This is a genomic window from Gilliamella sp. B3783 (assembly GCF_026536125.1).
Taxonomy (GTDB): Bacteria; Pseudomonadota; Gammaproteobacteria; order Enterobacterales; family Orbaceae; genus Gilliamella.
This window is the reverse complement of the sequence record NZ_JAFNOU010000007.1, coordinates 157,819-182,613: the sequence shown is the minus strand read 5'-3', so window position 1 is coordinate 182,613 and position 24,795 is coordinate 157,819. Positions and strand designations below refer to the sequence as shown.

Sequence of the window (24,795 nt, the reverse complement as noted above, 5' to 3'; positions counted from 1 at the left end):
TTGATTTAAAAAAGGGGGAAGTTTGGCTAAAGACTTTTGCTTTATTCTAAAGGCGGACCAAAACGATTGAGCTGTGTAAAACTAGGCTGATAACAAGGATACAGTAAAAAGATTAACAAAAATGTGTTTATACTAAAAAAGTATTTTTGTCCTTGATAGCTATCATTCAGACGTCGTTTTATGGCAAACACGATATTTATTCCGGCAAAAATATAAGATATCGTCAAGAGTACAGAAAATATATTTGGCGTCTGATTATATATATCCATAAATGTCTTACCGTAAGCAATGATAATCAAACTAACAAATAACTGTTTCGCAAATCCAGATAGGTCAGTACGGCCATTCCAACGCCAAAATTGCGTCCATTCATTTTTAGGCAGCGATAACGAGTTTAAATACGCTTGTTTTTGGTTATTTTGGGCTAAAAGCAGTGTGGCACAAAGTCGCAGTATCAAATCATTATCCGTGTTATCTTTTAACTCTTCTAATTTTTCAAGTTCAGTTTCTGAGCATATACCATATTTTTGAGATAAAAGTGCAATCATTGACTGTATCAATTGTGCTGGTTGGTGATGGCTGGCGTTTTGTTTGAAGTTATTCAAATAAGGTAAATCCCCGCTTTTCTGCAAATTAGTTGCTACTTTGATTAATGCTTTATCATCACCAGCAAAGTTTTTTAGTATTTGATCTAGCTGTTTAGTTTGCGAAGGTTTATTTAAGACAATCTTATATAAAAACATTAAATAAATTCGATTGCCATTTTTTAATTTTGCATGCCATGAGTGTGCTAATTTTTGCTCAATATCATTAAAATCAACGTTGTTTGGCTCATCAATAAAAGACTCTATCGAATCGGGATAACTGATTAACATACTATTAATCAATTTATTATCATTATTAATCAAACTGTATAATTCATCGCTTGTTTGCCATTTAGGATTTTTAAAAATTTCTATAATGGGTTTAAGTGCATTATTATTCGATAAATTAAAGGTATTACTGTGTTGTTGCAGGTATTGAGCGGTTTTAAAAGGCGAGTTAACAATGGCTAGCGCCAAGATACATTCACGATACCACTGCCAATAGTTATTTTTGTTGTAAAATATTGTGTTGTCATTGGGTGGTGAGGGTAATTGATAAACATTTTGAAATTTAAAATATACAACCCAGTCATACATCTCCATATGGGTGTAGTTTAGATTTTTATAAAGATGTAATATTGCGATGTCAGGTAAATGATCAAACCTATCAAGGAACAACCGGCTGTATAAAAACTGATCGCCATTTTCATCTGGATCAAATCTAGTGGGAATAGGTAAGTTTTCATTATTATCATAGAGCCAAGCTTTGAACTCTTTCACTGGCGTAAGTCTTGATAGCCATGCTAAATGTTGTTTAGCTTGTCGCTTTAAATTAGTCAGAATAAATTGTTCAAATGGATCATCGCTCTGTTCATCTAAAATTTGTTGTAACATTGTTTCGTTACCGTGCCGTAACATGATGGCATGACGATATAAACGCAATAAGCGATTGCTACCATCATCAAGTAATAACATTGATAAGATTTGTCGGTAATTCCAGTTTGTACTTAAAGCCCAATTAATAAAATCTGCAATCTCCGTGCTATATTCGCTCGGATCAATTTTGGCTAATCGAGCGATGGTGGTTGGTGTAAATTGTGGAATGGTAAATAGATAATTGTCACTTTTATCTACTTCAAGGCAGTAAGAGTCATTAAGCGCAACAAATAATAATGGCAGGTAATTACTAGCATAATATGCACACCAACCCGCAATCCAACTTTCTGCTTTTTCTACATAATGCCCTGAATGGTAAAGATCAATCCAAGCTTGTAAAGCCTGCTGTTTATTATTGAGTAAAGTATATTGATTTGCCGCGATATATTTCCATTCAATAATCAAATGTTCGGCTTGATCTGGTTGTGTTATTGCTGATAGCGCATAGTCTAAAATTGCTTGATTTTCTAATTCAGCCACACAATGCCAGTAGCTTAAAGCAAGCATCAATGTTTTATCATCAGGCAAATAAATAACAGTATCTTGTTGTAAATAGGCGTAAAGGTCCGCTGAACGTTGCTCCCAATATATCCATTTGGCATTATACACATACTCAATTGTGACATTTTGTATTGGCTTATTCGTTGTGGGTAAGGCGGTGTAATCAAAAAAATCCCCACCCTCAAGATATTTTAAAAAATTGTTGTAGTGTTCATATTGATCGGGATATTGAGTGATGAGTTGTTGTCGCCAACGCAAATTTTCGGCTAATAAGTTAACACATGATTGTGATATATTGGTAGTTTCATAACTTATTTCTAGCAATTGCCATTTGACGATATCTATTACCGCCATTGGATAATCATAAAATGAACCAATAAATTTTTGCCACTCATCAATTTTGTAACAACGGTTAGGATCGTTTAATAGCGCTTGATAAGCAGCACAAATTTCATTTGCTTGAATTTGTTCGTCACTTAAAGGATCGTTTGGTTTTACTTCAGATTCTGCTTGTGGTTGATCAATTACTGTTTCGGTGGATTGTGCATACAGTATTGCATTGTCATAGGCTTGGCGTAACGCTTTAAACCCCTCAGGATCCCTTTCAGGATGATAATCAGGTAACTTAGTTCGATATGCTTGACGAATAACTGCGATATCTTTTGTTGGAACAATTCCTAATAAATGCCAAATATCTTCATTCATGACCATTGATACTCCATTAATGATTCAGGTTTTTGTTGATCATCCAAATCAATAAACCAAGGTAAGCAGTTAAATGGTGCTTGTAAGTCTGAATATAAATTGGTCATGGTATGCGCGTTTGAAGCTCTGGATAATTCGCAACGTAGTAATTCTAAGTTTTCTTTATTATTTAGTGATATCCAATACTGATAGCCAATAAACCAACTGGTGAAATAATGTTGCCAAGAGCTATAATAATATTGGGCACGAATACCAATTCTGAATAAAATCCATAATGCTTCTTGTTCGGTGATATATTTGTTTGTGATACCATTACGTAAAATATAGGCCATCCGTGCATAATCCCAACTTCGGATGCTAGCTACACCACATATAGGAAAGGTTTGTTTAACAAAATCAAGCAACACTTTTTGGTAGTCAGTTTGCTCGTTATAATACTTACACCAGTCAAATTCTGCATATCGTGAATAGATAAAATAATAGTGAGACAGTGTTGAAGCATGCCCATCATCGACCATATCAAACACGCAATTTAGTAAAGTTTCTCGAGAATCAATCCCCCAACTTTCGCTCATATCAACAAAATCTTGTTGAGGATAAAAAAATGGTGAAGTATAACTGGCACCCTTATCTTTATGTAATACAACCATCGGTGCTGACAATCCATATAACCAATCGATAATATCTTGATTCATATTTTTTATTTATATCATTACTTATATTATTTAATATAAAAAGATAGCAGATTTAAGCTTAAAAACGAAATTGTTATTTAAATTAATGGGATTAGATACATTTTAAAAATCCCTTTGATTGAGTGAAATGAATCTTAGACTTGTTGCAGTTACGGTAATTATATTTTGCAAATCAATGTCAACAAGGCATAATAAAAGCAAAGTAATCACTATTTGATTACTAAGAAGCAATAAATAAAAAGGAGTCACCATGAAAAAAATTGCTTTATTTGCAATATTCATATTTGGTGTGTTTATGTTGCAAGGTTGTGTTGCTGCCGTAATTGGCGCAGGGGCGGGCGCTACTGCTAAAGTGGCTTCAGATCCACGAACAGCAGGAACACAAGTTGATGACACTACACTCAATTCACGTATGGGCATGAAGTTAAAAGATAACGCATCCACATTTATTGGATCCCATATTGCAACAACTGCTTATGATGGCAATATTCTTTTAACTGGTCAGGCAACAAATGAACAAATAGAAAAAGCGGATAGCTTAGCCCATGAAGTTGAAGGGATAAAAAAAGTTTATAATCAAATTCGTGTTGGTGAGCCTGTTGATGCAGGTACCATGACCAATGATGCGTGGATCACTACCAAAGTAAAATCTCAATTAGTTTTTAACGCTGAAACAAAAGCACGTAAAATAAAAGTTGTGACCGAAAACGGAGAAGTTTTTTTAATCGGTATTGTTACTGAGCAAGAAGGCAAATCTGTTGCTGATGTCGCAAGTAAAGTTGATGGCGTTAAAAAGGTAATTACGCTCTTTACCTCTCCAGAAAATTAATTTATCTGATGATTAAATGGGGAACTGACTCCCCATTTTAATTGCAATTAACCTATAGATTGAATCCGAGTAATTAATTGGCTTAATCCGTGTAAACGTGAAGGGCTTAATTCATCAGTAATTTTGAGCTTATTTAAAACAGCTAGAAAATCAATATTACTAATTTGCTGGGCTGTTTTATTGTTTGCCAATATAATCAATATAGCCAATAACCCTTTTACAATCCTACCTTCACTTTCGCCTTGAAAAATAAATGTACCATCTGGTTGTTTTTGCCAAGTTAACCATACTCGATTTTCACAACCTTGTACTAGGTTTTGCTCTGTTTTGAATTCGTCTGGAAAATCAGGTAACTGTTTGGACAGTATAATTAACTGACGATAACGATCTTGCCAGTTTTGTTGTGCTAAAAATAATTCAGTTAACGTTTGCGGTGATAGCATAATTAAACCCTTTTATCGCTGATTAATTACCAAATAGATTAAGCTAATGCCTATGTTTTAGGCTATAGTTAACTCAATACCTCCATCGCATTTTTTAATGCTGTAATGAATTTATCAATATCTTCCTGGTTATTATATGGCATGAGCGATATACGGATCACGCCTTGGCAACCTAATTTGCTCATCAAAGGCTGGGCACAAATCTCGCCAGTTCGAATAGCAATTTGCTGCTCACTTAATAAAATCGCGATATCATTGTGGTGAATTTGATTAATATTAAAACTAATAATGGGGCTATTATCAACGCTGTAAAACTTGATATTAGCTAATTGTGTTAACTGTGTTTTAGCATACTGAGATAATTGATCTGTATATTGCTCAAGTTGAGCCAATGACCAATTTTTAAGCCATTGCAGTGTGGCATCAAATCCTATAATTCCAGCAATATTAGGGGTACCTGCTTCGAACTTATAAGGTAGATCTGCCACAACAAATTCTGTTAATGATGCCTTTTTTAACATTTTGCCCCCACCTTGCCAAACCGCCATTTGTTCAAGTAATGCTTTTTTACCATATAAAATACCTAGACCTGTTGGACCATATAATTTATGAGCAGAAAAAGCATAAAAATCAATGTTAAGTGCTTCTACATTGATCGGTTGGTGAACAATACCTTGGGCACCATCAACCACTAAAATAGCGTTATATTGATGTACTAACTGACTTATAGCGACTAAATCAGGGCAAAATCCAGTGACATTTGACATTTGCGTGATAGCTACAATTTTAGTTCGTGATGAAAGTAGTGATGTCAGTTCATCAACATTGGACGACCATTTTATAATTTTGGCCCCGGTTTGCTGCGCAACAATTAGCCAAGGTAATAAATTGCTATGATGCTCTAATTCACTGACAATAATTTCGTCATCCGGCTTCAATAAAGGGCGAGCATAGCTTTGTGCAATTAAGTTAATTGATTCAGTCGCCCCTTTGGTCCAAATAATTTCACTACTGTTTTTGATTGCAATTAAATCAGCAACATTTTGTCTGGCCTGCTTGATTGCTTCTGTCACTTTTACCGCATCGTGATGTAAACTACGCTCAGCAGTTGCCGTATTATGGGTATAATATTGCACCGTTGCATCAATCATCGCTTTAGGCTTGAGTGCGGTTGCTGCTGAGTCTAGGTAAACACTTTCGCTAGTTAATGCTGGAAAATCCGCTCTAAATTGTTTAGGCGAAAAATGTTTATTGGCTGAGTTCAAGTCCGGCGATACCATTCCAGTAACCATTACAATCTCGTTTATGTTCAATGTTTAATGGATGTGATCCATCTTCATTTGCTTTAAATTGCTTAACAATGTCGAGTGTTGCTAGCCCAAGTGGCGAAATTCTAACGATATCGACAAGTCCTTTCATGTCTTTAAGATTATTTCCTAAATTGTAACAATAACCACTTTGTGTTTGAATGCCATTTAGTACAAAGACCTTTTGTTGTTCTTGAGAAAATACTTCTCGACCAACCGGATATTTGATACAACAAGTTTCACATTTATCTTTAGGCTTATCTTCTGATCTTGCAGTAAAACAACGCGCTGAATACGCTAAAGGTAGATAGCCGTAACTAAACACTTCAACTTCAAACTTTCGTTCAATATGTAAACCATCAAATTGATTAAGCACATTAGTTAACCAATCACGTGACAGTTCAACCGGCATACACCAACGTATCATACCTTGTTTTTGTAATAATTTTAAGGTTAAAGCGTTATAGCAATTAATCGCAGGGCCTGCTACAAAGGGTAATTTATGTTCTTGCGCTATATTAATTGCAGCTAAGTCATTCGCCTCAACTAAAAAGTCGCCATTATTAACTAATTGTCGTAAATCATTAAGTTCTGAAGGGGCTTCGAGTAGTGCAAGTGTTGACAAGACAACTTGCTTACCTGATTTTGCGATCTGCTTTGCTAATTCTAACCAATTAGCCACTTTCATTTCACGACGCTTAGTGCATACGGTCTCACCCATATAAATAATATCAGCCTCACTATCTTTAGCTGCGTGATAAAAAGCTTCAGTTTCGATTTTAGGCCAATAATAAAGCACTGGACCTAATGCGTATTTCATAGTTTTGCTCACTATATTGATATTTTATTGTTAAAAATGATTAATAATAATTGTTAATCGACATCATTTCTTTAAAAAAGAAGCGATTTAAAAAAGATTAAATCTTTTTTAAATGTTTTATTGTGGTGTTTTAAGTCGACCAATATCACATTATTGCCATTTGCGATGGTATGCACCTAATGTTGTCTGTGTTCCCTCAGAAACCGAACCAAGTGTATCCATCCAACTTTTTTCTGCCTGAAATGTTTGAGGATTTGCTTTATAGCGATCTATCGCTTGGCGCCAGACTTTTGTTACTTGTTCAACATAAGCCGGACTACGCTGTCGCCCTTCAATTTTAACTGATGCAATATTGGCTGCAAACAGTTCGGGTAATAATTCGATAGTGTTTAAGCTCGTCGGTTCTTCAATTGGGTGATAAAGTTCATTACCAACAAAGTAACGTCCTTTGCAAAGGGTTGGATAGCCGGCGTTTTCGCCTTTTTTATGGCAGTCAATTAACACATTATTTAAACGGGACTCAAGACCTTTTTCGGTCTCCTCCCAACGTACAAATTTTGCGGGTGAACAGGCGCCAACGGTATTAGGTGATTCGCCAGTTAAATAAGACGATAAATAACAGCGACCTTCAGCCATAATACATAAACTACCAAAAGCAAACACCTCTAAAGGAACCGGTGAAACTTGTGAAAGTTGTTTTACTTGATGCATAGATAAAACGCGGGGTAAAACAATACGATGTACGTCAAAATTATTATAATAAAACTTAATTGATTCTTCATTGGTTGACGACGCTTGCACCGACACATGACGTTCAAGATTTGGATACTTCTCTGCTGCGTAATCAAGCATGGCCAGATCTGCAATAATTAATGCGTCAGCGCCGATATTAGCTGCGGTATCTACCGCATGTTGCCAGCGCTCAAAGTTTTCGGGGTGAGCGAAAGTATTAATCGCAATATGCAATTTTTTACCACGCTTATGCACATAGTCTGAAGCTTCTAATAATCGTTTCTCATTAAAGTTTAAACCGGCAAAATGACGAGCATTAGTGTCATCTTTCAAACCGATATAAACAGCATCAGCGCCATTATCAATTGCCACTTTTAGTGAAGGTAAAGATCCAGCAGGGCACAGAAGTTCCATAATAATTCCTAACTTATGTTATGTATTCAATACGTGGTGTATTATGCAATAAATTATCATCTAATGCGAATAGAAAGCTAATTTTAGCTAAAAGAACAGCACAGGTTTAGTTTTGGGTATTATAAAGTTAACAGTGACTAATTAATATTGAAGATAATAAGGAATTAAACTAGTCAGTCACGGTGACACTATAAAATAGTAGCAACTAACTAAGCTGATTTAATAAATTAATGACCAGATATTAACTATTTTTTATCTGGTCAGGATGTTATAAAAAATTAACTTAATTAATTCTCTATTTTAGCGCATTTTCAAAATTAGTCATATTTTGCTCTGATTTTAATCGGTTTATACAGGCATTAATTGCTTTACTGGCAGTATCTTGTACTAATTGATAATTATTGATCTCCCATTCATTAAAGGGCTTAGTTCTCTCTTCTGGTGTCAGATCGTTTTGCTCAGAACAATCAAAACGAAATCCGTTAGTACGTATAGTGGTGTTATAAATAAAATTATATTTATTATCGGTTAATCCATCATAAATTAATTTAAATTTATAAGGTTGTATGGTTATAACATTGTCTTTTTGGTTATTAGCATCGAATTTTTTAATTATTGTATATAACTGTGGGGTTAAATAATCCATAGTTTTATTTGGAACCGAATTGATATAACTGCCTTTTAAATCCTCTTTTGAAAAACCATCAATACTACCGCTACCAGTCCCATCAAGGAATAGTGTGGCAAATTCAAGAACCTTTAATCCGACAACTTTTGCTGTATCTGCACGAGAGACAATATTTAAATAATTATTTGTATCGTCTACAACGTCACCATTAATCGCGTTTTCAGTTAAAATATCAACTGTTGTGCCATTATTTAACGTTATTGTATCGGTATTTACAATTGTTGTTCTAGGTAGTGACTCTCTATTAGCACAAGAAATTAGGCTTAACATACTACAGGTTACTATAAACAATTTAAAAACTTTCATCATTATTATTCCTATTAGGTATTATTATTTTTGTTATTTTTCAATAAGCTATGTAAAATGTGTCTATGTGTTTTTTTGATGCGTTTTCATTATGGTTGTAAAAGTATTGAATGTCGAGATTTGTTTGCCACATTTGAGCTTAATTGATGCATGTATATTTTCGATTAAAAAATTTTTATTTGTATTTTTGTTTTGTATGTTTACATTCGATCAGTGTTAATTCTTACCTGATTTAATAATTAACATGCGATAAAATATACATAAAAAAACGTTGATGTAGTCTTAAGTAGTGCTTTTTGTTGGAGGCGGACTATATATTACAATTAATCAATTTGAACATATTCTGGCAATAAAGCGGCAAAACCTTTATACTATGCCGTCATTATTGGTATCACTCTATAGAGTTTTACTAAAACACTCCGTTCTTTAACATCATCAATTGGAAAAAAATTTATGCATCCGATGCTTAATATTGCTATTCGTGCTGCTCGTAAAGCAGGTAATGTTGCCATTAAGGCTTATGAAAACCCAAGTTCAATCGAAATTGATACTAAAGGTGCTAACGATTTTGCCACTAATGCAGATCGTGCTGCTGAATCACTTATTATTGAAACAATCAAAAAAGCGTATCCTGATCATACGATTATTGCTGAAGAAAGTGGTTTAGCTAAAGGTAGTGATGCCGATACGCAGTGGATAATTGACCCAATTGATGGTACGACCAATTTTATTAAAAATATCCCACATTTTGCAGTTTCTATTGCGGCTCGAGTTAAAGGTAAAACAGAAATTGCCGTTGTATATAATCCTATGAGTAATGAGCTGTTTACCGCGGCGCGAGGTAAAGGTGCACAGCTTAATGGGTATCGTATTCGTGTTAGCAATGCTAAAGACCTTGAGGGTAGTGTGCTCGCAACGGCCTTCCCATTTAAAGTTAAACAATATAGTGATAGTTATTTTGCGGTATTGCAAAAATTATTTGTAAGATGTGGTGATTTTCGCCGTAGTGGGTCTGCCGCGTTAGATTTAGCTTATGTAGCAGCAGGCCGTTTAGATGGCTTTTTTGAAATTGGCTTAAAACCTTGGGATATTGCCGCAGGCGAGTTAATTTTACGTGAAGCAGGTGGCGTTATCACCGATTTTGCTGGTGGCAATAATTATATGGTTTCGGGCAATATTGTGGCGGGTAATCCTCGTGTGGTCAAAGATTTGTTAGTTTCGACCCAAAACGATTGGCCAGAAAATTTGCGTAATTAATTGTACTTTCTTTATTCGAAATGCAGGGTTGTAGCCTTGCATTTTGCTTTATACTAGTCATCAACTACAAAGAGTCATTTTAGTTATTTTGCGTCATCTAATGACGTCATTGAACAATTAACGTGTAAACCTTGATTGTTTAAATAGTCACTACCCCATATATACATTGATTCAAGTACTGGTCTAATGCTTTTGCCAAAGTTTGTTAAAGAATATTCAACTTTAGGTGGTACCACTGGAAAAACTTGTCGATGAATTAAGCCATTAGATTCAAGTTCGCGTAGTTGTTGGGTTAGCATTTTAGCTGTAGCCGTAGGGAGTTCCTTACGTAACTGAGAAAATCTTAAGGTAGTTTTAGCCATAAGTTTCCATAATATGAGCGATTTATATTTACCACCAATCATATTGATGGTGGCATCAACAGGGCAATAGGTTATTGTTTGATGTTTGTTTTCACAGCAGCTTTTATTGATTGATTTATTTTTCACTTAATTATCTTGATAGTATCTTTTTGGGTAGTATATATCAAAAAAGTGCATTCTTGTTAAAAGGATAATTAATACTACAATATGTACCACACCAAAAATTAAGGGATGTGTTAAATGAAAACTGTCGAATACCATTTTTTTGTTGAGGATATGAGCTGTGCATCATGTGTTAGTCGAGTTGAAAAGGCGCTGAGAAAGATTGATGGTGTCATTGATGTTAGTGTGAATCTTGCGACTGAAAAAGCAACCGTTAATGCAAATTCGAATGTTAAGTTAGACACACTCATGTCAGCTGTGGACAATGCCGGATATCATGCGGTAAAAATTACTGATCAACAAATGCACCATAAAGATGTTGATAAGCAAGCTTCACTTTGGCCTATTGTTTTGTCTATTATCTTGTCTGTACCTTTTGTCATCCCTATGTTACTTGAACCGTTTGACATTAATTTGATGCTACCTGCTTGGTTGCAATTTATTCTTGCTTCGATTGTGCAATTTGGACTAGGTGGTAAGTTTTATCGTAGTGGGTTTAATGCGTTAAAAGCATTAACCGGTAATATGGATTTATTAGTCGCAATTGGTACCAGTGCCGCTTATGGCTTGTCGTTATATCAGCTTATTAGTGGTCATTATGATCACCTCTACTTTGAATCATCAGTGGTGATTATTACCTTAATTTTGATTGGTAAGTGGTTAGAGTTAAGAGCGAAGCATCAAACAACCCAAGCAATTGAAGCTCTTTCAGCGTTACGACCAGAGATGGCATTAGTCAGGCAAGGTAACCAAGAAGTGAATGTACCTATCGACCAGGTAAAAGTAAATGATATTGTGGTGATTAAACCCGGTGAACGTATTGCTGTTGATGGTATTGTTATTGAAGGTTCATCCAGTAGTGATGAGTCGATGTTAACAGGGGAAAGCTTTCCTGTAACTAAATCCATTAATGATATTGTTACTGGGGGGACAATTAATGGTGAAGGGTTGCTGATAGTGAAAACTACCGCAATTCAAGCTGACTCAATGCTTTCAAAAATTATAAATATGGTTGAATCAGCCCAAGCTAAGAAAGCACCAATCCAGCGAATTGTAGATCGTATCAGTGCGATTTTTGTACCGGTGATTTTGGTTATTGCGTTGGTAACCTTGCTGTTTTGGGGAGTAATTTATCATGATTGGCAACAAGCCTTGCTTCATGCCGTTGCCGTATTGGTTATTGCGTGTCCATGTGCTTTAGGATTGGCAACACCTACTGCGATTATGGTGGGAACGGGAGCAGCGGCTCGTCAGGGGATTTTAATTAAAGATGCCGAAGCGTTAGAAACGCTGCACAATATTAATACGATCGCATTTGATAAAACCGGTACGTTAACAGTAGGTAAACCTGAATTAGTGGAAATTGACGTCGTCGGTACTGAAACACCCGAGCAGATTTTATCAATTGCGGCATCAATGCAAGCGGGGAGTGAACATCCTTTAGCTAAAGCGATGTTATCTAAAGCTAAGCACTATAATTATGCACAGAATATTACCTCAGTAGCTGGTTCAGGGATTATGGCAATGATTGATAATACCGAATACTATTTAGGTAGTTTACGCTGGATGAAATCGTTAAATGCCTATTTTGTGAATATGGATGATAAAATCAATGAGCTTACCGGTAAAGGTTACACTATTTCATTTTTGGCTAAACAACAATCAGAAAATCAGGTCGTAATTTTGGCTTTATTTGGTTTTTCTGATGTCATTAAACCTGAAGCCAAAAATGCAATTGAAGCATTACATCAATCGCATGTTACCAGTGTTATGTTAACTGGCGATAATCAGCAAGCGGCTAATTATGTCGGGCAGCAGTTGCGTTTAGATAAAGTGATTGCTGAAGTTTTACCGCAAGATAAAGCAAACTATATTTATCAATTACAGAAAGAGAGCCATAGTGAGCATAATAATTTAGTTGCCATGGTCGGCGATGGTATTAATGATGCCCCTGCATTGGCAGCCGCAGATATTGGCATTGCTATGGGAACGGGCACCGATGTTGCTATGCATACGGCGAGTATTACATTAATGCGTGGTAATTTGTACCTTATTGCTGATGCCATTGATATTTCGCGTCGAACATATAATAAGATAAAACAAAACCTGTTTTGGGCGTTTTTCTATAATTTAATTGGCATTCCATTAGCTGCTTTAGGATTTTTAAATCCAATGATTGCAGGTGCTGCCATGGCTTTAAGTAGCGTTAGTGTGGTAACAAATGCATTACTGCTTAAACGTTGGAAAGCGAGAGCCGATAACCAATAACGGTCATTGAATTAAGGCGGTCGTTTATGCCGCCTAATCGGGTCATTTTCTGGCAATAGGTTTGTTTGTCTGCATATTGACCATTTACGTCAAACTAAAATGGATTTGCGATCCTTTTCCTTGTTCAGTAATAAATACGCCGACGGCACAAATTATCTGTTCATTATAATAAACTAAAGGAATGCGGGTTCGCATCCAAGGTGGAATATGGTGCTCTTGCCATAATTTTTTGATTGCTCTTGAACCCTGACGATTGACAATTTTTAGCTGTCCTTGTGCATGAAAGCGCACAGTTACATCTTCGTCGGCACGAGGTAAGCGGCAATTTAAGTTGTGCTTATTATTGGCGTGTAATTCACCAATATGATCAGGTAAGACTAACGATGACGATAAATCCCATTTAAGCACGTGTTGTTCAATATTTTGATATAGTGGCAACAGGTAGAGTTGGTTTTGGTAACGGCGGATTTGTTTATTATGCAAAATAAATTGTGGATTGGCATCGTCTTTAGCTTGCGCAACAGTTTGCCAAATTAGCGTGAGTTGTTTTTGGCTTGGCATGATAACTTGTTGTTGCCGAAGCCACATTCGTAAAATAGCATTGCGTTTATATTCGCTATAATCAAACAAGGGTTTTAAGCGTAGCTGACCTTGAACGGTAATCACTTGTTGATACTCGGACAGTAATAGCTCGTTAATTAAGGCTTCTTGTTGTTGGCATAACTCGGCACTTCGAGCGACCATTTGCGGAAAATGTGGCCAACGTTGATTGATAATTGGTAAAACATTTAAACGTAAAAAATTGCGATCGTAATGGTCATCTTGATTACTTTCATCTTCTATCCAAGTTAGTTGATTTTGATTCGCATAAGTTTCTATTTGTTTGCGTGATATCGATAATAATGGGCGAAGATGTTGTCCATTTTCGATGGGCATAGCAGAGAGTCCAGCTGGACCACTACCTCGCTTTAAGGCTAATAAAAAGGTTTCGCACTGATCATCAAGATGTTGGGCTGTGCAGAGCATTTCGTCACTTTTTAAGTGATGATGAATTGCTTGATAGCGGGCCTCTCTAGCTTGTTCCTCGATATTCTTGTTCATATCATCAAGCTTCACTTTTTCAATAATTATAGGTACTTGCCATGTTTGGCATTGTTGTACACAATGGTTTGCCCAGTTATCGGCATTTTGACTTAAACCATGATGAATATAAATAGCCCTAATTTGTAAATTGGGTAAAAGCTGTTTTTTCAACATTACCAATACATGCAGTAATACCGTCGAATCGACGCCACCACTGAAAGCCACCAGTAGTGCATTATTGCCTTTTAAATGATGTAAAACGGTTTGTTTTATTACGTCATCAAGCATTGGGTTATGTGTATTGTTCATATTAAAGTGAATTATATTAAGCTTGTTAGCGCAGTAGTTTTGATTTTATCAAGTTTTATTCTATCTAAACCAGCAGCTAAATCGGCAATTAAATCGTTAGGATCTTCAAGACCAATATGCAGACGAATTAATGTGCCAGTAAAGTCGACACCTGATACCGGTCTAATTTTTGCTAATTCTTCAGGTTGGTTTGCTAAAATTAATGATTCAAATCCTCCCCATGAATACGCCATGGTAAAATGGTTTAAATGATCTAAAAAATCAGCTAATTGTATGTCGGTTAAGCGGTCTTTGAGAACAAACGAAAATAAACCACTTGCACCACTAAAATCACGTTTAAAAAATTCATGTCCTTTGCAACTTTCAAGTGCAGGGTGATTAACGGTTGCCACTTTCGGGTGACTAGCAAGCCATTTAGCAACTTTTAAGCCATTTTCATGATGTTGTTTAAGTCTCACCGCTAAGGTACGTAATCCACGCGCCGCCATATAGGCCGTATCGGCATCGCACATTTGTCCCATTAAATAAGAACGTTCTCGTAATCTATCCCAACATCTCTCATTGGCAACAGCAGTCCCTAACATGCCATCTGAGTGCCCAATAAGATATTTAGTGCCTGATTGAATTGAGATATCAATACCATGTTCTAATGCTTTAAATAATATCCCTGCCCCCCATGTATTATCGATCATAATGGTGATTTCAGGATTAACACTTCGAATGGCCTTAACAATTGCCGGTATGTCTTGAACTTCCATAGTGATTGAACTTGGTGACTCTAAAAATACCACTTTGGTATTAGGTTTGATATGGTTGGTAATATAACGGCCAATTAAAGGGGAAAAGTAATCAGTTTCAACCCCCATATCTTTTAAAATATGTTCACAAAATTCTTGGGTTGGCTCATAACTTGCTTCGGATACTAAGATATGATCCCCAGTTTTGACAAAAGCTAGAATCGAATTAGCAATGGCAGCAGCACCGCAAGGGTAAAGATAGCAACCTGCTCCACCTTCAATTTCAATCATGGCATCTTGCAGAGCAAAGTGGGTTAATGTGCCACGTCGTCCATAAAATAGTGCACCATTTGTACGATTTTCTGCCGCTTCTTTTTTGGCTGCAAGAGTATCAAACACCAATGAAGAGGCTCGTTGAATAACGGTATTTACCGCACCTTGGGTATAGCGTTGTTTTCGTCCTGCATGAACTAATTTTGTTGGTAATGACATGATCAATCCTAGGTTAGGGATAAATTTTAATAACAGTTAGCATAGCATGCTGTTAAAATAGTAAAAAATAATTTTTATGAATAGTTGTTTTCTGATAATGCTAATAACTCAACTGGCTAACCTAAATCATGCAATCATCGATTTTTCGTTATTACCTAAGCAAATTGTTGATTATGCAAATAAATTGCATGGCCAACGTAAAAGGCAATTTTTAGTTTGTCGTTCAATCTTAGCGCAGTTACTCAAACAACATTATAGTGTCGATATTTTACCCGAAATGGTCATTGGCGATAATAGTCGACCTCGTTTTTTAGATTGCTCGTTTCCTGATTTTAATATTAGTCATAGTGGGGATTGGGTTGCTGTAGCGGTTGCATTGTCAGGAAAGGTGGGCGTCGATATTGAGGTAGACAGGCCGCGAAAAAATTACCTAAATGTCGCTAAACATTGTTTTGCTGATGAAGAGTACCAATGGATGATTAACCAAGAAGATACATTATTAGCTTTTTGGCAGCTTTGGACATTGAAAGAATCGGCATTAAAACTTTATGCTAAAGGCGTTTGGCAAATAAAATCAGTCAATGTTAATTTAGAACGTCACTCTATTTGCGCCCCTTTTGGACAGCATTTCTATTTTCATTATCAACAGCTGTCAGGCGTTCATCTTGCGGTTAATTGTGATAATCCTATTACCAATATTGTTGTAAAATCCTAATTATTATAATCTGTTACCCTTTTAGGGTAACAGTTATTACAAATATTTTATTATTCGTTTGTGGTGAGTAATCCTGACTCACTTAAGGTTTTATTAAAGTCTTTGTCCATAAAGAATAAATCACGTTTATTTTCGCCTACTAATTCTAGTTTATCAACAATGGTTTTAAATAGCTTTTCTTCTTCATGCTGTTCTGATACATACCATTGTAAAAAATTGAAAGTTGAAAAATCTTTTTGAGTAAGGGCATAATCGACCAGTGAGTTAATTGCTTTGGTAATGGTCAATTCATGTTGATAGGCTGCTTTAAATACATCGAGTAACGATTTATATTTTGCTTCTGGTGCATCAATTTTTCCAATTAATGCAAGTGAACCACAATCTAGAACATAATCAAACAAACGTTCCATATGTTTGCGCTCTTCACCGGCATGATCTCGTAAAAATTTTCCAAAAGAGGGAAAATTTTGGTCATCACACCATGCACTCATTTGTAAATAAAGATTTGAAGAATAAAATTCTAGATTCAGTTGGTCATTAAGTTTTTTGACCATTTGTGTTGTTAACATCTGACTTTCCTCTCATTGCTATTTTATTATTCCACTTTTTAAACGTGGTTATTATATAAACCTTAGCGATTTAGCTAATTGGTTTAAATTGATTAAACTAAATAAATTTGTTGTAGGTTTTTTTTGTGCTTTTCATCTAATTGGTACTCTTTGGCTAACCAATTGTCGATGGTTTGATAACGCTGTTTAATTTCATTTATAGCAGCAGTTAAGAACTCTTTTTTGGCAGAAAATATGATTTTATACTTGTCTAATTCTTCCTGCGTAAATTTATTTTTATATTGATTAAGTGTTTCTTCACGAAAAGTTTGTAAGCATTGTTCAGTAAATAGATAGTCTTGCATGACATCTTCTTCACTCACGCCTAATGCAAAAAGTGTTAGCGCGACACCAATGCCGGTCCTATCTTTACCAACTGCACAGTGCTGAACTAATGGTTTACCATTAGCGTTAAGTAAAAGTGAGATTAATTGTTGATAAGCCTGATTATTAAATGGAAGTAACTGATAAAGTTTTACCATAAAATCAAATGGTGAATATTTTTTTAAAATAAAGATATCATCATAATCACTAGTTAAACTTGCAGTAATTTCGTTACTTAATGGATTAGCCGGGACATTAATATATTGAGTATTAGCCCATAAATTATCGGGACAGCGATCGATTTCATGCTGATCACGATAATCTAAAATATGATGAAGCTTTAATTGGTTAGATAAAATGTTTTTTTCATCTTCAGTTAAGCGAGAAAAGTCACCAGCACGGTATAACAACCCCGATCGAATTTGACGGCCGTCGGTTGTCTTGATTCCACCTAAATCACGAAAATTGATACTGTTTTTGATAGGGATAACTGATGTCATTACCGCTCCTTATTTATTCTTAACTTCGCTTGCTATATTAACATGTTTCTGATTAGAATTAAGTCAATGTTTTGTTGTTTGATAATCAATGAGGTTTTTAATATGTCGATGTTATCTATTTTTCTTTCAAATGAACCGGCTCAAGCGCAGTGGGGCAAAGATGCCTTACTCAGCTTTTCTGATGATGCTATAACAATACACTATAAGTCGGAACATCGCTTAGGTGCAATTCAGCGAGCAGGGCGTAAATTGGATAATCAAGGCATTAAAGCGGTGAAACTGAGTGGTGAAGGTTGGGATTTAGAAGCGTCTTGGCATTTTTGGTTAGGTTACCGTAATGCCAAAAAAAACAATAAAGTGACGTGGGCAAAACTCAATAGCAAAGAAAAAACAGAACTTAAATATCGTTTGGATATTATTGATTGGTGTCGCGATATTGTTAATCAGCAAGCCGAAACCTTAAGTCCTCTTGAATTAGCAACACAAAGTGCAAAATTAATTAGTGCGTATTCATCTAATGTAACTTATAAAATTATTTCAGGCGAAGCCTTAAAAGAACAAGATTATATGGGAATTTATACTGTTGGCAAAGGCTCGGATAGACCAGCTGCATTGCTTGAACTTGATTATAATCCGAGCAAAGATCCTAAAGCACCGATTATTGCTTGTTTAGTGGGTAAAGGTATTACCTTTGATTCTGGTGGTTATAGTTTAAAACCAAGCAGTTTTATGGAGTCAATGCGTGCTGATATGGGCGGAGCTGCATTGGTGAGTGGCGCGTTAGCATTAGCGATAGCTCGTGGTGTACAACACCGTATTAAGCTTTATTTATGTTGTGCGGATAATTTAGTCAGTGGTAATGCGTTTAAATTAGGCGATATTATTCATTATCGTAATGGCAAAACTGTTGAGGTTGATAACACAGATGCGGAAGGACGCTTAGTGTTAGCTGATGGATTAATTTGCGCAGATAATGATAAACCACACTATATTATTGATTGTGCCACGCTAACCGGCGCTGCAAAAATTGCTGTAGGTAACGATTATCAATCCTTGTTATCATTCGATGATTCATTTGCTAATCGGCTAATTGAAAGTGCGACTACCGAACACGAAGCATTTTGGCGATTACCGTTAGCTGAGTTTCATCGTTCGCAATTTCCTTCATCTTTTGCCGATATGGCTAACTCTGGCTTACCTAATACCGCAGGTGCTAGCACCGCAGCGGCATTTTTATCGCATTTTATAAAAAATTATAAACAAAACTGGTTACATATTGACTGCTCAGCCACATTTCGTAAAAGTGCTACTTCCTTATGGGCAACAGGGGCAACCGGAGTAGGTGTTCGCGCCATAGCACATTTATTAAGTGAACTTAACTAGGATTGAAAAAAACCACTGTAAGAGTGGTTTTTTTATATTTTAGATATTTAAAGTGGGATAAATTATTTGTCTTCAACCACTATTGCTTTTTTAATATAAATGGGTTCAACAGGAACATTTTGGTGAGGTCCCATACGTTTAGTTGGTACCGCGGCAATTTTATCAACCACATCCATTCCTTTAATTACTTTACCAAATACTGCATAACCATATTTTTCTGGTGATTGATAATTAAGAAAATCATTATTTACTAGGTTAATAAAAAATTGGCTAGTTGCACTGTTGATTTCACTGGTTCTTGCCATGGCAATAGTGCCGCGATCATTTTTTAGACCGTTATTTGCTTCATTTTTAATTGGAGTAGTATTATCTTTGAATTTTAATTGATCATCTGCGCCACCACCTTGGATCATAAAGCCAGGGATAACACGGTGGAAAGTTAAATTTTCATAAAATCCGCTTTTGACATAATCAATAAAATTTTTGCTAGAAATAGGCGCATGTTCGCTGTCTAATTCAATTTCGATATCACCCATACTGGTTTGTAATAGTACTTTTGTATCAGCATAAGCAAAAGTAGCAGCCATTGTTAACAACAATGAAGCAAATAACATTTTGATTTTATTCATATATTAAATTCCTTATCCAATTTAGTTGGCAGATTATACCGAATATTAAACTATTTTAAATGACAAATATGTAAAATAAGATAAAAATTTGAGTTTTAGTTCACAATAATACTGTTCTATATCGTATGACTTATTTAAAGTTGTTATCTTTAATTAACTATTAGCATTCCTCACATAGCTTTAATTAAATAGAAACATTTAAATGCCACATTTATTTTGTTGAATTGTATTTTGAAATAGAATGAGAACTCATGCGTTGTATTTTATGTAATATGCCATTAGCTTTAAGCCATCATGGCATTTGTTGTCAATGTGTGAACAATTTACCTAAGTTAAATAAAGTGTGTCAGCAATGTTGCTTACCACACTCTTTATTTACTGAGATCTGTTACCGTTGTCGAGACAATAAACCAAAGTATGACAAGCTTATAGCAGTGAGTGATTATATTAATCCATTGAAAAAACTTATTCACCAGTTAAAGTTTTATCATAAAACTGAATTTGCTTTAGCATTAGCTAGATTGATGTTTTTAGCGTGGTATCAACAACGAGAAGCAGACGGGTTAATGAAACCCGATTTAGTGACATGTGTCCCGTTACATCATTTACGATATTGGTCTCGTGGTTATAATCAAGCCGAATTATTGGCTAACCCCATTGCTAAGTGGTTAGGTCGTGATTTTTATCCGCATTTATTATATCGTAAACAGCGAGCTTTAGATCAAAAAACACTTTCATTGCAACAACGAATTGATAATGTTGATACCCTCTATTTTTGTCGGGAAGATATCACTAATCAATCTGTTATGCTGATAGATGATATAGTCACTACCGCCAATACTATAAATGTTATTAGTCAACAATTGAAAAACTGCGGTGCAATAAGTGTTCAAGTCATTTGTTTATGTCGCACAGTATTGTAAAATCATAAACAATCCCTATAATAACCAACAGAGTTAGTCAACTATTATAATCAGTGATGCTCATAATTATTCATTGAATAACTGGCATCAAAGTGAGGGGTTTATGTCTATTATTACCATTTCTCAAGCAGCTCAACAGCATTTTAAAAAATTGCTTGCTAATCAAGCGGATGGAACACAAATTCGGGTGTTTGTTATCAATCCTGGTACCGCAACAGCGGAATGTGGCGTGTCATATTGTCCCGCTGATACTGTTGAAGAGAGTGATATTGAAGAAAAGCAAGATGGTTTTTCTGTTTATATTGATGAGATCAGTGCTCCATTTTTGGAAGAGACAGTGATTGATTATGTAACCGACGAACTTGGCTCACAATTAACATTAAAAGCACCAAACTCAAAAATGAAGAAAGTTGCAGATGATGCACCGTTAATCGAGCGCGTTAATTATCTGATTCAAGCTCAAGTTAATCCGCAACTTGCTAGCCATGGTGGTCATGTGAGCTTGGTTGAGTTGACAGAAGATAATTATGCCATATTACAATTTGGTGGAGGTTGTAATGGTTGTTCGATGGTGGATTATACCTTAAAAGAAGGAATCGAGAAGCAGTTACTGGCCGAATTTCCAGAATTAGCAGGGGTGAAAGATATTACTGAACATCAAGCCGGAAGCCACTCTTATTGTTAAAATAATTTCTAATTTAATCTTGCTTATTGCTAAGATTAAGTCATAATCAAATGCTGTTTGCCAATTCACTTTATGATGGGGTTTTATGAATCAAGTTAGTATTATTTCAGATCTTATCGTTTGGATTGAGAAAAATCTGGAGCAGCCATTATCTATAGATAATGTTTCGCAAAAATCAGGTTATTCTAAATGGCATTTACAACGAATGTTTAAAGAAGTAACCGGTCAAGTGCTTGGTACTTATATTCGTCATCGAAGGTTAACTTACGCTGCACTTTCTTTACGAATGACCAGTAAACCTATATTAGATATTGCAATGCAATATCGTTTTGATTCCCAACAAACTTTTACCCGTTCATTTAAAAAACAATTTAATGAAACACCGGCAAGTTATAGGCGTAGTGAATATTGGGATCCAACAGGATTAACGCCAGCCATTGAACTCAATAAGACGCGATTGTCGCTGCCTGAACCCACATTTGTCACTATGCCTAAACAGACTTTTTGGGGAATTACTTATAAAAATAACTGTAATCTAAGTAAATTATTAGATGAAGAGATTAAATTAAGAGTGCAATTTTTTCATAATTATTTAACGCGTTATGCTAATAAAAATGAAGCGTTGCCAGAAAGAATTTATGCATTTAATCGAATACTAAAAAGTAAAGATAATGCCAATGAGCAAGAACTTTTTTATACTATTGCATTAGAACACAATAATAACCTTGAACATATTGAACAATTTGTAAGTGAAGGTGGATTGTATCTTTGTTTTAAATATTTCGGACCACCAGAAAATTTCAAAGATTTTATTTCGCAAGTCCACTTGGCTGCTATGCCTGCATTAAAAGTTCGTTTACGTTCAGGGTGTTTAATTGAAATTCATCATAATTTGCATGATGATTCGGTTAAATCAGTCAAAAATCTTCAACGCATTGAGTGTGATTATTGTGTGCCCGTCATTACTGAAAATGAAATTCGCCAAAAAAATGGTGGATAAAATTGTTTCATTCCCTTTTTTACTAGTCATTTAATAAGTTTTGTTCTAACCAATATTTAAATTCAGGCGATGCTTCTTTTAGACTATTTGAACCACGAGTGACAGTGGCAATACCAATGCCAAGCTGTTCTTTTAATTGACGCTGATTAATTGAACCATCTAACAAAGCATGGACAATTTTTACTCGGGTAATTAATGCATCTCGTTCATCGGCAGTTAATAGGAGTTTTAATATATCAAGCGAATAGCCATCATTAAATGCTTGATGTAATATTTCAACGGTTTGTTGCCATTCTTTATTTTTCATCTTGTTCGTCATTAATATTGTTGGTTAAATTCAATTGTGGTTAAAATCCCTACGTTTTCTTGCTTTAAAATGGTTTTGTAAATGTAATCATAAGTTAATACATTTTTCACGTAATTACGGGTTTCGGTAAAAGGGATACTATCAATAAATGAGGCAGCATCAAGTTTGCCGCCACTTTTATTAAGCCATTTTTTTACACGATTAGGGCCGGCATTATAAGCACTAGAGGATAAAATACGATTATTATTATTTTGTAAATAGACACTATTTAGATAGTAAGTTCCAAGTTGTATATTGATTTCGGGATCAAATAATTGAGCAGGGGAGTTATAGGTTACATACCCCATTTTTTTAGCTGTATCTTTAGCTGTTGCCGGCATAAGTTGCATTAAACCACTTGCACCGACGGGAGATTGTATTGTGGTATCAAGTGCGCTTTCTTGGCGCGAGATAGCTAATGCGTAAGAAAGCGGTATAACTTTGTCTTTTAATGCATTGTTATATAAGTTTTGATACATAATTGGGAGCCTTTCTGTCCAATTATCCCATAGTTTTCCTGAGATTGTTGCTTGGATACTGAGATCGCCCCATCCTTTTTGGTAAGCGTATCTGGCTAACTGTAAATAATCATTATTAGGTTGATTCCTTAATACATATCGCCATTCACGATTTGATTCCGATATCATGCCTAAAAAACGCAATTCATTAATTCTTTTAATAAATGCTTGACTATCATATTGAGTATTTAATTTGCTACGTTCAGCTGCTGAAAGGTCTTGCGATAAATTGACAAGTATATAAGGTTGATTAAGTGTTTGTGCACTAATCATACCGTAAAAGCCTCGATTATTGCTTAATGTTTGTAAAATGGTATGGGCTTGTTCACGTTGATTATTGTTAAGTAGCACGCGTGCTTGCCAATATTGCCAATCGTCTTTCAATTGATCTTTTGGATCAAGCTGTGTTAACCAATAAGCAATATCTTTAAAATCGTTGTTATCAATCGCGACACGGATACGTTTTTCAACTAATGGCGTGTCATGTGTTTTGGCAATAAAATTATCACGCCACTCAATTTGTTGCTGCGTTGCTGAATCATTAAAGAAACGATCAGCCAAGCTTTTTTGTAGAACAATTTGCTCTTCTTCAGTTAGTGCTTGTTGTTCAATAAGTTTTGGTAAAATTGCTTCGGCCAAATTCATATCAGCTTTCGCTAAACGTGCAAAGGAAGCAAGAACAATTTTTTTAGTAAATTTACTCGCTGTAATATTTTTTGAAAATTCACTTAATTTTTGTGGATTATCAAATAGAGCAAGTAAATGACTTTTTGTAGTTTGATAACTACTATCCAATGTGTTTGCTAAATATCGTGCCAGTTTTATGTTGTTGGACTCAAGGGCGAGTTCGATGCGTAATAATATCATATTTCCGGTCTGTTTACCGGTTTGTGACCATGCATTAATTAGCGAGTCACAGGCTGAAGGCAGTTCTTTGCCTGTCATCCATAATGATTCAATTTCATTGTAAATGGACTCATTATTACTATTTTGTTGTAATTGGGCATAGAGATTTCGGCAATTTGCTGCAGGTGACCCATCTTGTGGAAAATTGACAATCGTGTTCCAATCTTGACGATTAGTCAATTCTGCCAGGTAAGCTTGTATCAATGATGAAGTTAACGGAAAGTCATTATATTGCGTGATGAAATTTCTGACTAATTCGGGTGAAACAACTTTAATATTACTTTGCAAAAATTGTACAGCAGCATAAGGATAAAGAGGATAAGTTGTTAACTCGTTTAGCAAAGCTTGTTGTTCTTCAAAACTTAATGATTGATAAGAATTGGTCCATTTTTGATAGCTAGCTCGCAAGTTAGTCTGAGCATTGCTTGCAAAACTACTATTGGCTATCAGTAAAGTTATCAATAAAAAAGAACGCAATACTAAACTCATCCTTTAACTCCGGTAGCATATTAGCTTATTAGATTAGCATATTTTAGCGTTATTCGTCGATAAGCAACGTATATTTAATTCCTAGTAAAATAGTCAACTAAATACTTGACTAAACTAAAAGGATATATACAATACATCC

The 24,795-nt window shown here is 35.3% G+C and carries 23 protein-coding genes; 8 read left to right on the top strand and 15 right to left on the bottom strand.

The window, feature by feature from the left end; all coding sequences use genetic code 11:
* Nucleotides 1-41: 41 nt before the first annotated feature.
* Together J3U59_RS08845 and J3U59_RS08840 are read right to left on the bottom strand one after the other, a co-directional pair.
* Nucleotides 42-2,732 carry a hypothetical protein gene (locus J3U59_RS08845; RefSeq protein ID WP_267333954.1) on the bottom strand — a complete coding sequence of 897 codons (2,691 nt, stop codon included), beginning with the start codon at nt 2,730-2,732 and terminating at the stop codon, nt 42-44.
* Nucleotides 2,723-3,421 (bottom strand): DUF1266 domain-containing protein, encoded by a 699-nt coding sequence (locus tag J3U59_RS08840; RefSeq protein ID WP_267333953.1) that lies wholly within the window; start codon nt 3,419-3,421, stop codon nt 2,723-2,725. Before J3U59_RS08840 ends, J3U59_RS08845 begins: the two co-directional genes overlap by 10 nt.
* Before the next feature lie 250 nt (nt 3,422-3,671).
* On the opposite strand from J3U59_RS08840, the gene dolP reads away from it, so the two are divergent.
* Complete coding sequence (gene dolP, locus J3U59_RS08835) at nt 3,672-4,250, top strand: division/outer membrane stress-associated lipid-binding lipoprotein (protein ID WP_267333952.1); 579 nt, start codon at nt 3,672-3,674, stop codon at nt 4,248-4,250.
* Nucleotides 4,251-4,297: 47 nt separating this feature from the next.
* On the opposite strand, the gene csdE is transcribed toward dolP, so the two are convergent.
* The 5 genes from csdE to J3U59_RS08810 all read right to left on the bottom strand — a co-directional run bounded on the left by csdE (nt 4,298) and on the right by J3U59_RS08810 (nt 8,963).
* Entirely contained in the window at nt 4,298-4,693 is a 396-nt protein-coding gene (gene csdE, locus J3U59_RS08830) for a cysteine desulfurase sulfur acceptor subunit CsdE (protein WP_267333951.1), read from the bottom strand.
* A 68-nt stretch (nt 4,694-4,761) separates the two neighbouring features.
* On the bottom strand, nt 4,762-5,985 hold the full coding sequence (gene csdA, locus J3U59_RS08825; RefSeq protein ID WP_267333950.1) for a cysteine desulfurase CsdA: 1,224 nt from the start codon (nt 5,983-5,985) through the stop codon (nt 4,762-4,764).
* The gene (locus tag J3U59_RS08820; RefSeq protein WP_267333949.1) at nt 5,942-6,820 is read right to left on the bottom strand and encodes a U32 family peptidase; all 879 of its coding nucleotides are present in this window, start codon (nt 6,818-6,820) and stop codon (nt 5,942-5,944) included. The genes csdA and J3U59_RS08820 overlap by 44 nt, the downstream gene beginning before the upstream one ends.
* A 150-nt stretch (nt 6,821-6,970) precedes the next feature.
* On the bottom strand, nt 6,971-7,966 hold the full coding sequence (gene ubiU / locus J3U59_RS08815; RefSeq protein ID WP_267333948.1) for a ubiquinone anaerobic biosynthesis protein UbiU: 996 nt from the start codon (nt 7,964-7,966) through the stop codon (nt 6,971-6,973).
* Nucleotides 7,967-8,261: 295 nt separating this feature from the next.
* Nucleotides 8,262-8,963 carry a hypothetical protein gene (locus J3U59_RS08810; protein ID WP_267333947.1) on the bottom strand — a complete coding sequence of 234 codons (702 nt, stop codon included), beginning with the start codon at nt 8,961-8,963 and terminating at the stop codon, nt 8,262-8,264.
* A 450-nt stretch (nt 8,964-9,413) separates the two neighbouring features.
* On the opposite strand from J3U59_RS08810, the gene suhB reads away from it, so the two are divergent.
* The gene (suhB, locus tag J3U59_RS08805) at nt 9,414-10,217 is read left to right on the top strand and encodes an inositol-1-monophosphatase (protein WP_267333946.1); all 804 of its coding nucleotides are present in this window, start codon (nt 9,414-9,416) and stop codon (nt 10,215-10,217) included.
* Nucleotides 10,218-10,300: 83 nt separating this feature from the next.
* Here the strand turns inward: suhB and J3U59_RS08800 are convergent, their stop codons facing one another.
* Nucleotides 10,301-10,621 carry a winged helix-turn-helix transcriptional regulator gene (locus J3U59_RS08800; protein ID WP_267333972.1) on the bottom strand — a complete coding sequence of 107 codons (321 nt, stop codon included), beginning with the start codon at nt 10,619-10,621 and terminating at the stop codon, nt 10,301-10,303.
* Nucleotides 10,622-10,819: 198 nt separating this feature from the next.
* Between J3U59_RS08800 and J3U59_RS08795 the strand changes: the two genes are divergently transcribed.
* On the top strand, nt 10,820-13,009 hold the full coding sequence (locus J3U59_RS08795; protein WP_267333945.1) for a heavy metal translocating P-type ATPase: 2,190 nt from the start codon (nt 10,820-10,822) through the stop codon (nt 13,007-13,009).
* An 84-nt stretch (nt 13,010-13,093) separates the two neighbouring features.
* Here the strand turns inward: J3U59_RS08795 and tilS are convergent, their stop codons facing one another.
* Both tilS and metC read right to left on the bottom strand, forming a co-directional pair.
* A complete protein-coding gene (tilS, locus tag J3U59_RS08790) occupies nt 13,094-14,380 on the bottom strand; it encodes a tRNA lysidine(34) synthetase TilS (protein ID WP_416379601.1) in 1,287 nt (428 codons plus the stop codon).
* A gap of 32 nt (nt 14,381-14,412) precedes the next feature.
* The gene (metC, locus tag J3U59_RS08785) at nt 14,413-15,630 is read right to left on the bottom strand and encodes a cystathionine beta-lyase (RefSeq protein ID WP_267333943.1); all 1,218 of its coding nucleotides are present in this window, start codon (nt 15,628-15,630) and stop codon (nt 14,413-14,415) included.
* A 76-nt stretch (nt 15,631-15,706) separates the two neighbouring features.
* On the opposite strand from metC, the gene J3U59_RS08780 reads away from it, so the two are divergent.
* On the top strand, nt 15,707-16,345 hold the full coding sequence (locus tag J3U59_RS08780) for a 4'-phosphopantetheinyl transferase family protein (protein ID WP_267333942.1): 639 nt from the start codon (nt 15,707-15,709) through the stop codon (nt 16,343-16,345).
* A 50-nt stretch (nt 16,346-16,395) separates the two neighbouring features.
* Here the strand turns inward: J3U59_RS08780 and ftnA are convergent, their stop codons facing one another.
* Together ftnA and J3U59_RS08770 are read right to left on the bottom strand one after the other, a co-directional pair.
* Nucleotides 16,396-16,914: a non-heme ferritin gene (ftnA, locus tag J3U59_RS08775; RefSeq protein WP_065634437.1), complete on the bottom strand. Its 519-nt coding sequence runs from the start codon at nt 16,912-16,914 to the stop codon at nt 16,396-16,398.
* Between the two features lie 92 nt (nt 16,915-17,006).
* A complete protein-coding gene (locus tag J3U59_RS08770) occupies nt 17,007-17,777 on the bottom strand; it encodes a tyrosine-protein phosphatase (protein WP_267333941.1) in 771 nt (256 codons plus the stop codon).
* A 102-nt stretch (nt 17,778-17,879) separates the two neighbouring features.
* Between J3U59_RS08770 and pepB the strand changes: the two genes are divergently transcribed.
* Nucleotides 17,880-19,160, top strand: a complete 1,281-nt coding sequence (gene pepB / locus J3U59_RS08765; protein ID WP_267333940.1) for an aminopeptidase PepB — start codon at nt 17,880-17,882, stop codon at nt 19,158-19,160.
* Between the two features lie 62 nt (nt 19,161-19,222).
* Here the strand turns inward: pepB and J3U59_RS08760 are convergent, their stop codons facing one another.
* On the bottom strand, nt 19,223-19,789 hold the full coding sequence (locus tag J3U59_RS08760) for a peptidylprolyl isomerase (RefSeq protein WP_416379597.1): 567 nt from the start codon (nt 19,787-19,789) through the stop codon (nt 19,223-19,225).
* 251 nt (nt 19,790-20,040) lie between these two features.
* On the opposite strand from J3U59_RS08760, the gene J3U59_RS08755 reads away from it, so the two are divergent.
* The 3 genes from J3U59_RS08755 to robA all read left to right on the top strand — a co-directional run bounded on the left by J3U59_RS08755 (nt 20,041) and on the right by robA (nt 22,397).
* Nucleotides 20,041-20,712: a phosphoribosyltransferase family protein gene (locus J3U59_RS08755; protein WP_267333939.1), complete on the top strand. Its 672-nt coding sequence runs from the start codon at nt 20,041-20,043 to the stop codon at nt 20,710-20,712.
* Between the two features lie 109 nt (nt 20,713-20,821).
* Nucleotides 20,822-21,397, top strand: coding sequence for a Fe-S biogenesis protein NfuA (gene nfuA / locus J3U59_RS08750; protein ID WP_267333970.1), 576 nt, complete (start codon nt 20,822-20,824; stop codon nt 21,395-21,397).
* A gap of 85 nt (nt 21,398-21,482) precedes the next feature.
* Nucleotides 21,483-22,397, top strand: a complete 915-nt coding sequence (robA, locus tag J3U59_RS08745; RefSeq protein WP_065634442.1) for an MDR efflux pump AcrAB transcriptional activator RobA — start codon at nt 21,483-21,485, stop codon at nt 22,395-22,397.
* 22 nt (nt 22,398-22,419) lie between these two features.
* Here the strand turns inward: robA and trpR are convergent, their stop codons facing one another.
* Both trpR and sltY read right to left on the bottom strand, forming a co-directional pair.
* A complete protein-coding gene (trpR, locus tag J3U59_RS08740) occupies nt 22,420-22,704 on the bottom strand; it encodes a trp operon repressor (RefSeq protein WP_218056877.1) in 285 nt (94 codons plus the stop codon).
* Between the two features lie 11 nt (nt 22,705-22,715).
* Complete coding sequence (sltY, locus tag J3U59_RS08735) at nt 22,716-24,656, bottom strand: murein transglycosylase (RefSeq protein WP_267333938.1); 1,941 nt, start codon at nt 24,654-24,656, stop codon at nt 22,716-22,718.
* Nucleotides 24,657-24,795: the final 139 nt, after the last annotated feature.

Coding starts and splice junctions, on each gene's coding strand:
- J3U59_RS08845 (WP_267333954.1), bottom strand. CDS start 2,732: ATGGTCATGAATGAAGATATTTGGCATTTATTAGGAATTGTTCCAACA.
- J3U59_RS08840 (WP_267333953.1), bottom strand. CDS start 3,421: ATGAATCAAGATATTATCGATTGGTTATATGGATTGTCAGCACCGATG.
- dolP (WP_267333952.1), top strand. CDS start 3,672: ATGAAAAAAATTGCTTTATTTGCAATATTCATATTTGGTGTGTTTATG.
- csdE (WP_267333951.1), bottom strand. CDS start 4,693: ATGCTATCACCGCAAACGTTAACTGAATTATTTTTAGCACAACAAAAC.
- csdA (WP_267333950.1), bottom strand. CDS start 5,985: ATGGTTACTGGAATGGTATCGCCGGACTTGAACTCAGCCAATAAACAT.
- J3U59_RS08820 (WP_267333949.1), bottom strand. CDS start 6,820: ATGAAATACGCATTAGGTCCAGTGCTTTATTATTGGCCTAAAATCGAA.
- ubiU (WP_267333948.1), bottom strand. CDS start 7,966: ATGGAACTTCTGTGCCCTGCTGGATCTTTACCTTCACTAAAAGTGGCA.
- J3U59_RS08810 (WP_267333947.1), bottom strand. CDS start 8,963: ATGATGAAAGTTTTTAAATTGTTTATAGTAACCTGTAGTATGTTAAGC.
- suhB (WP_267333946.1), top strand. CDS start 9,414: ATGCATCCGATGCTTAATATTGCTATTCGTGCTGCTCGTAAAGCAGGT.
- J3U59_RS08800 (WP_267333972.1), bottom strand. CDS start 10,621: ATGATTGGTGGTAAATATAAATCGCTCATATTATGGAAACTTATGGCT.
- J3U59_RS08795 (WP_267333945.1), top strand. CDS start 10,820: ATGAAAACTGTCGAATACCATTTTTTTGTTGAGGATATGAGCTGTGCA.
- tilS (WP_416379601.1), bottom strand. CDS start 14,380: ATGCTTGATGACGTAATAAAACAAACCGTTTTACATCATTTAAAAGGC.
- metC (WP_267333943.1), bottom strand. CDS start 15,630: ATGTCATTACCAACAAAATTAGTTCATGCAGGACGAAAACAACGCTAT.
- J3U59_RS08780 (WP_267333942.1), top strand. CDS start 15,707: ATGAATAGTTGTTTTCTGATAATGCTAATAACTCAACTGGCTAACCTA.
- ftnA (WP_065634437.1), bottom strand. CDS start 16,914: ATGTTAACAACACAAATGGTCAAAAAACTTAATGACCAACTGAATCTA.
- J3U59_RS08770 (WP_267333941.1), bottom strand. CDS start 17,777: ATGACATCAGTTATCCCTATCAAAAACAGTATCAATTTTCGTGATTTA.
- pepB (WP_267333940.1), top strand. CDS start 17,880: ATGTCGATGTTATCTATTTTTCTTTCAAATGAACCGGCTCAAGCGCAG.
- J3U59_RS08760 (WP_416379597.1), bottom strand. CDS start 19,789: ATGAATAAAATCAAAATGTTATTTGCTTCATTGTTGTTAACAATGGCT.
- J3U59_RS08755 (WP_267333939.1), top strand. CDS start 20,041: ATGCGTTGTATTTTATGTAATATGCCATTAGCTTTAAGCCATCATGGC.
- robA (WP_065634442.1), top strand. CDS start 21,483: ATGAATCAAGTTAGTATTATTTCAGATCTTATCGTTTGGATTGAGAAA.
- trpR (WP_218056877.1), bottom strand. CDS start 22,704: ATGAAAAATAAAGAATGGCAACAAACCGTTGAAATATTACATCAAGCA.
- sltY (WP_267333938.1), bottom strand. CDS start 24,656: ATGAGTTTAGTATTGCGTTCTTTTTTATTGATAACTTTACTGATAGCC.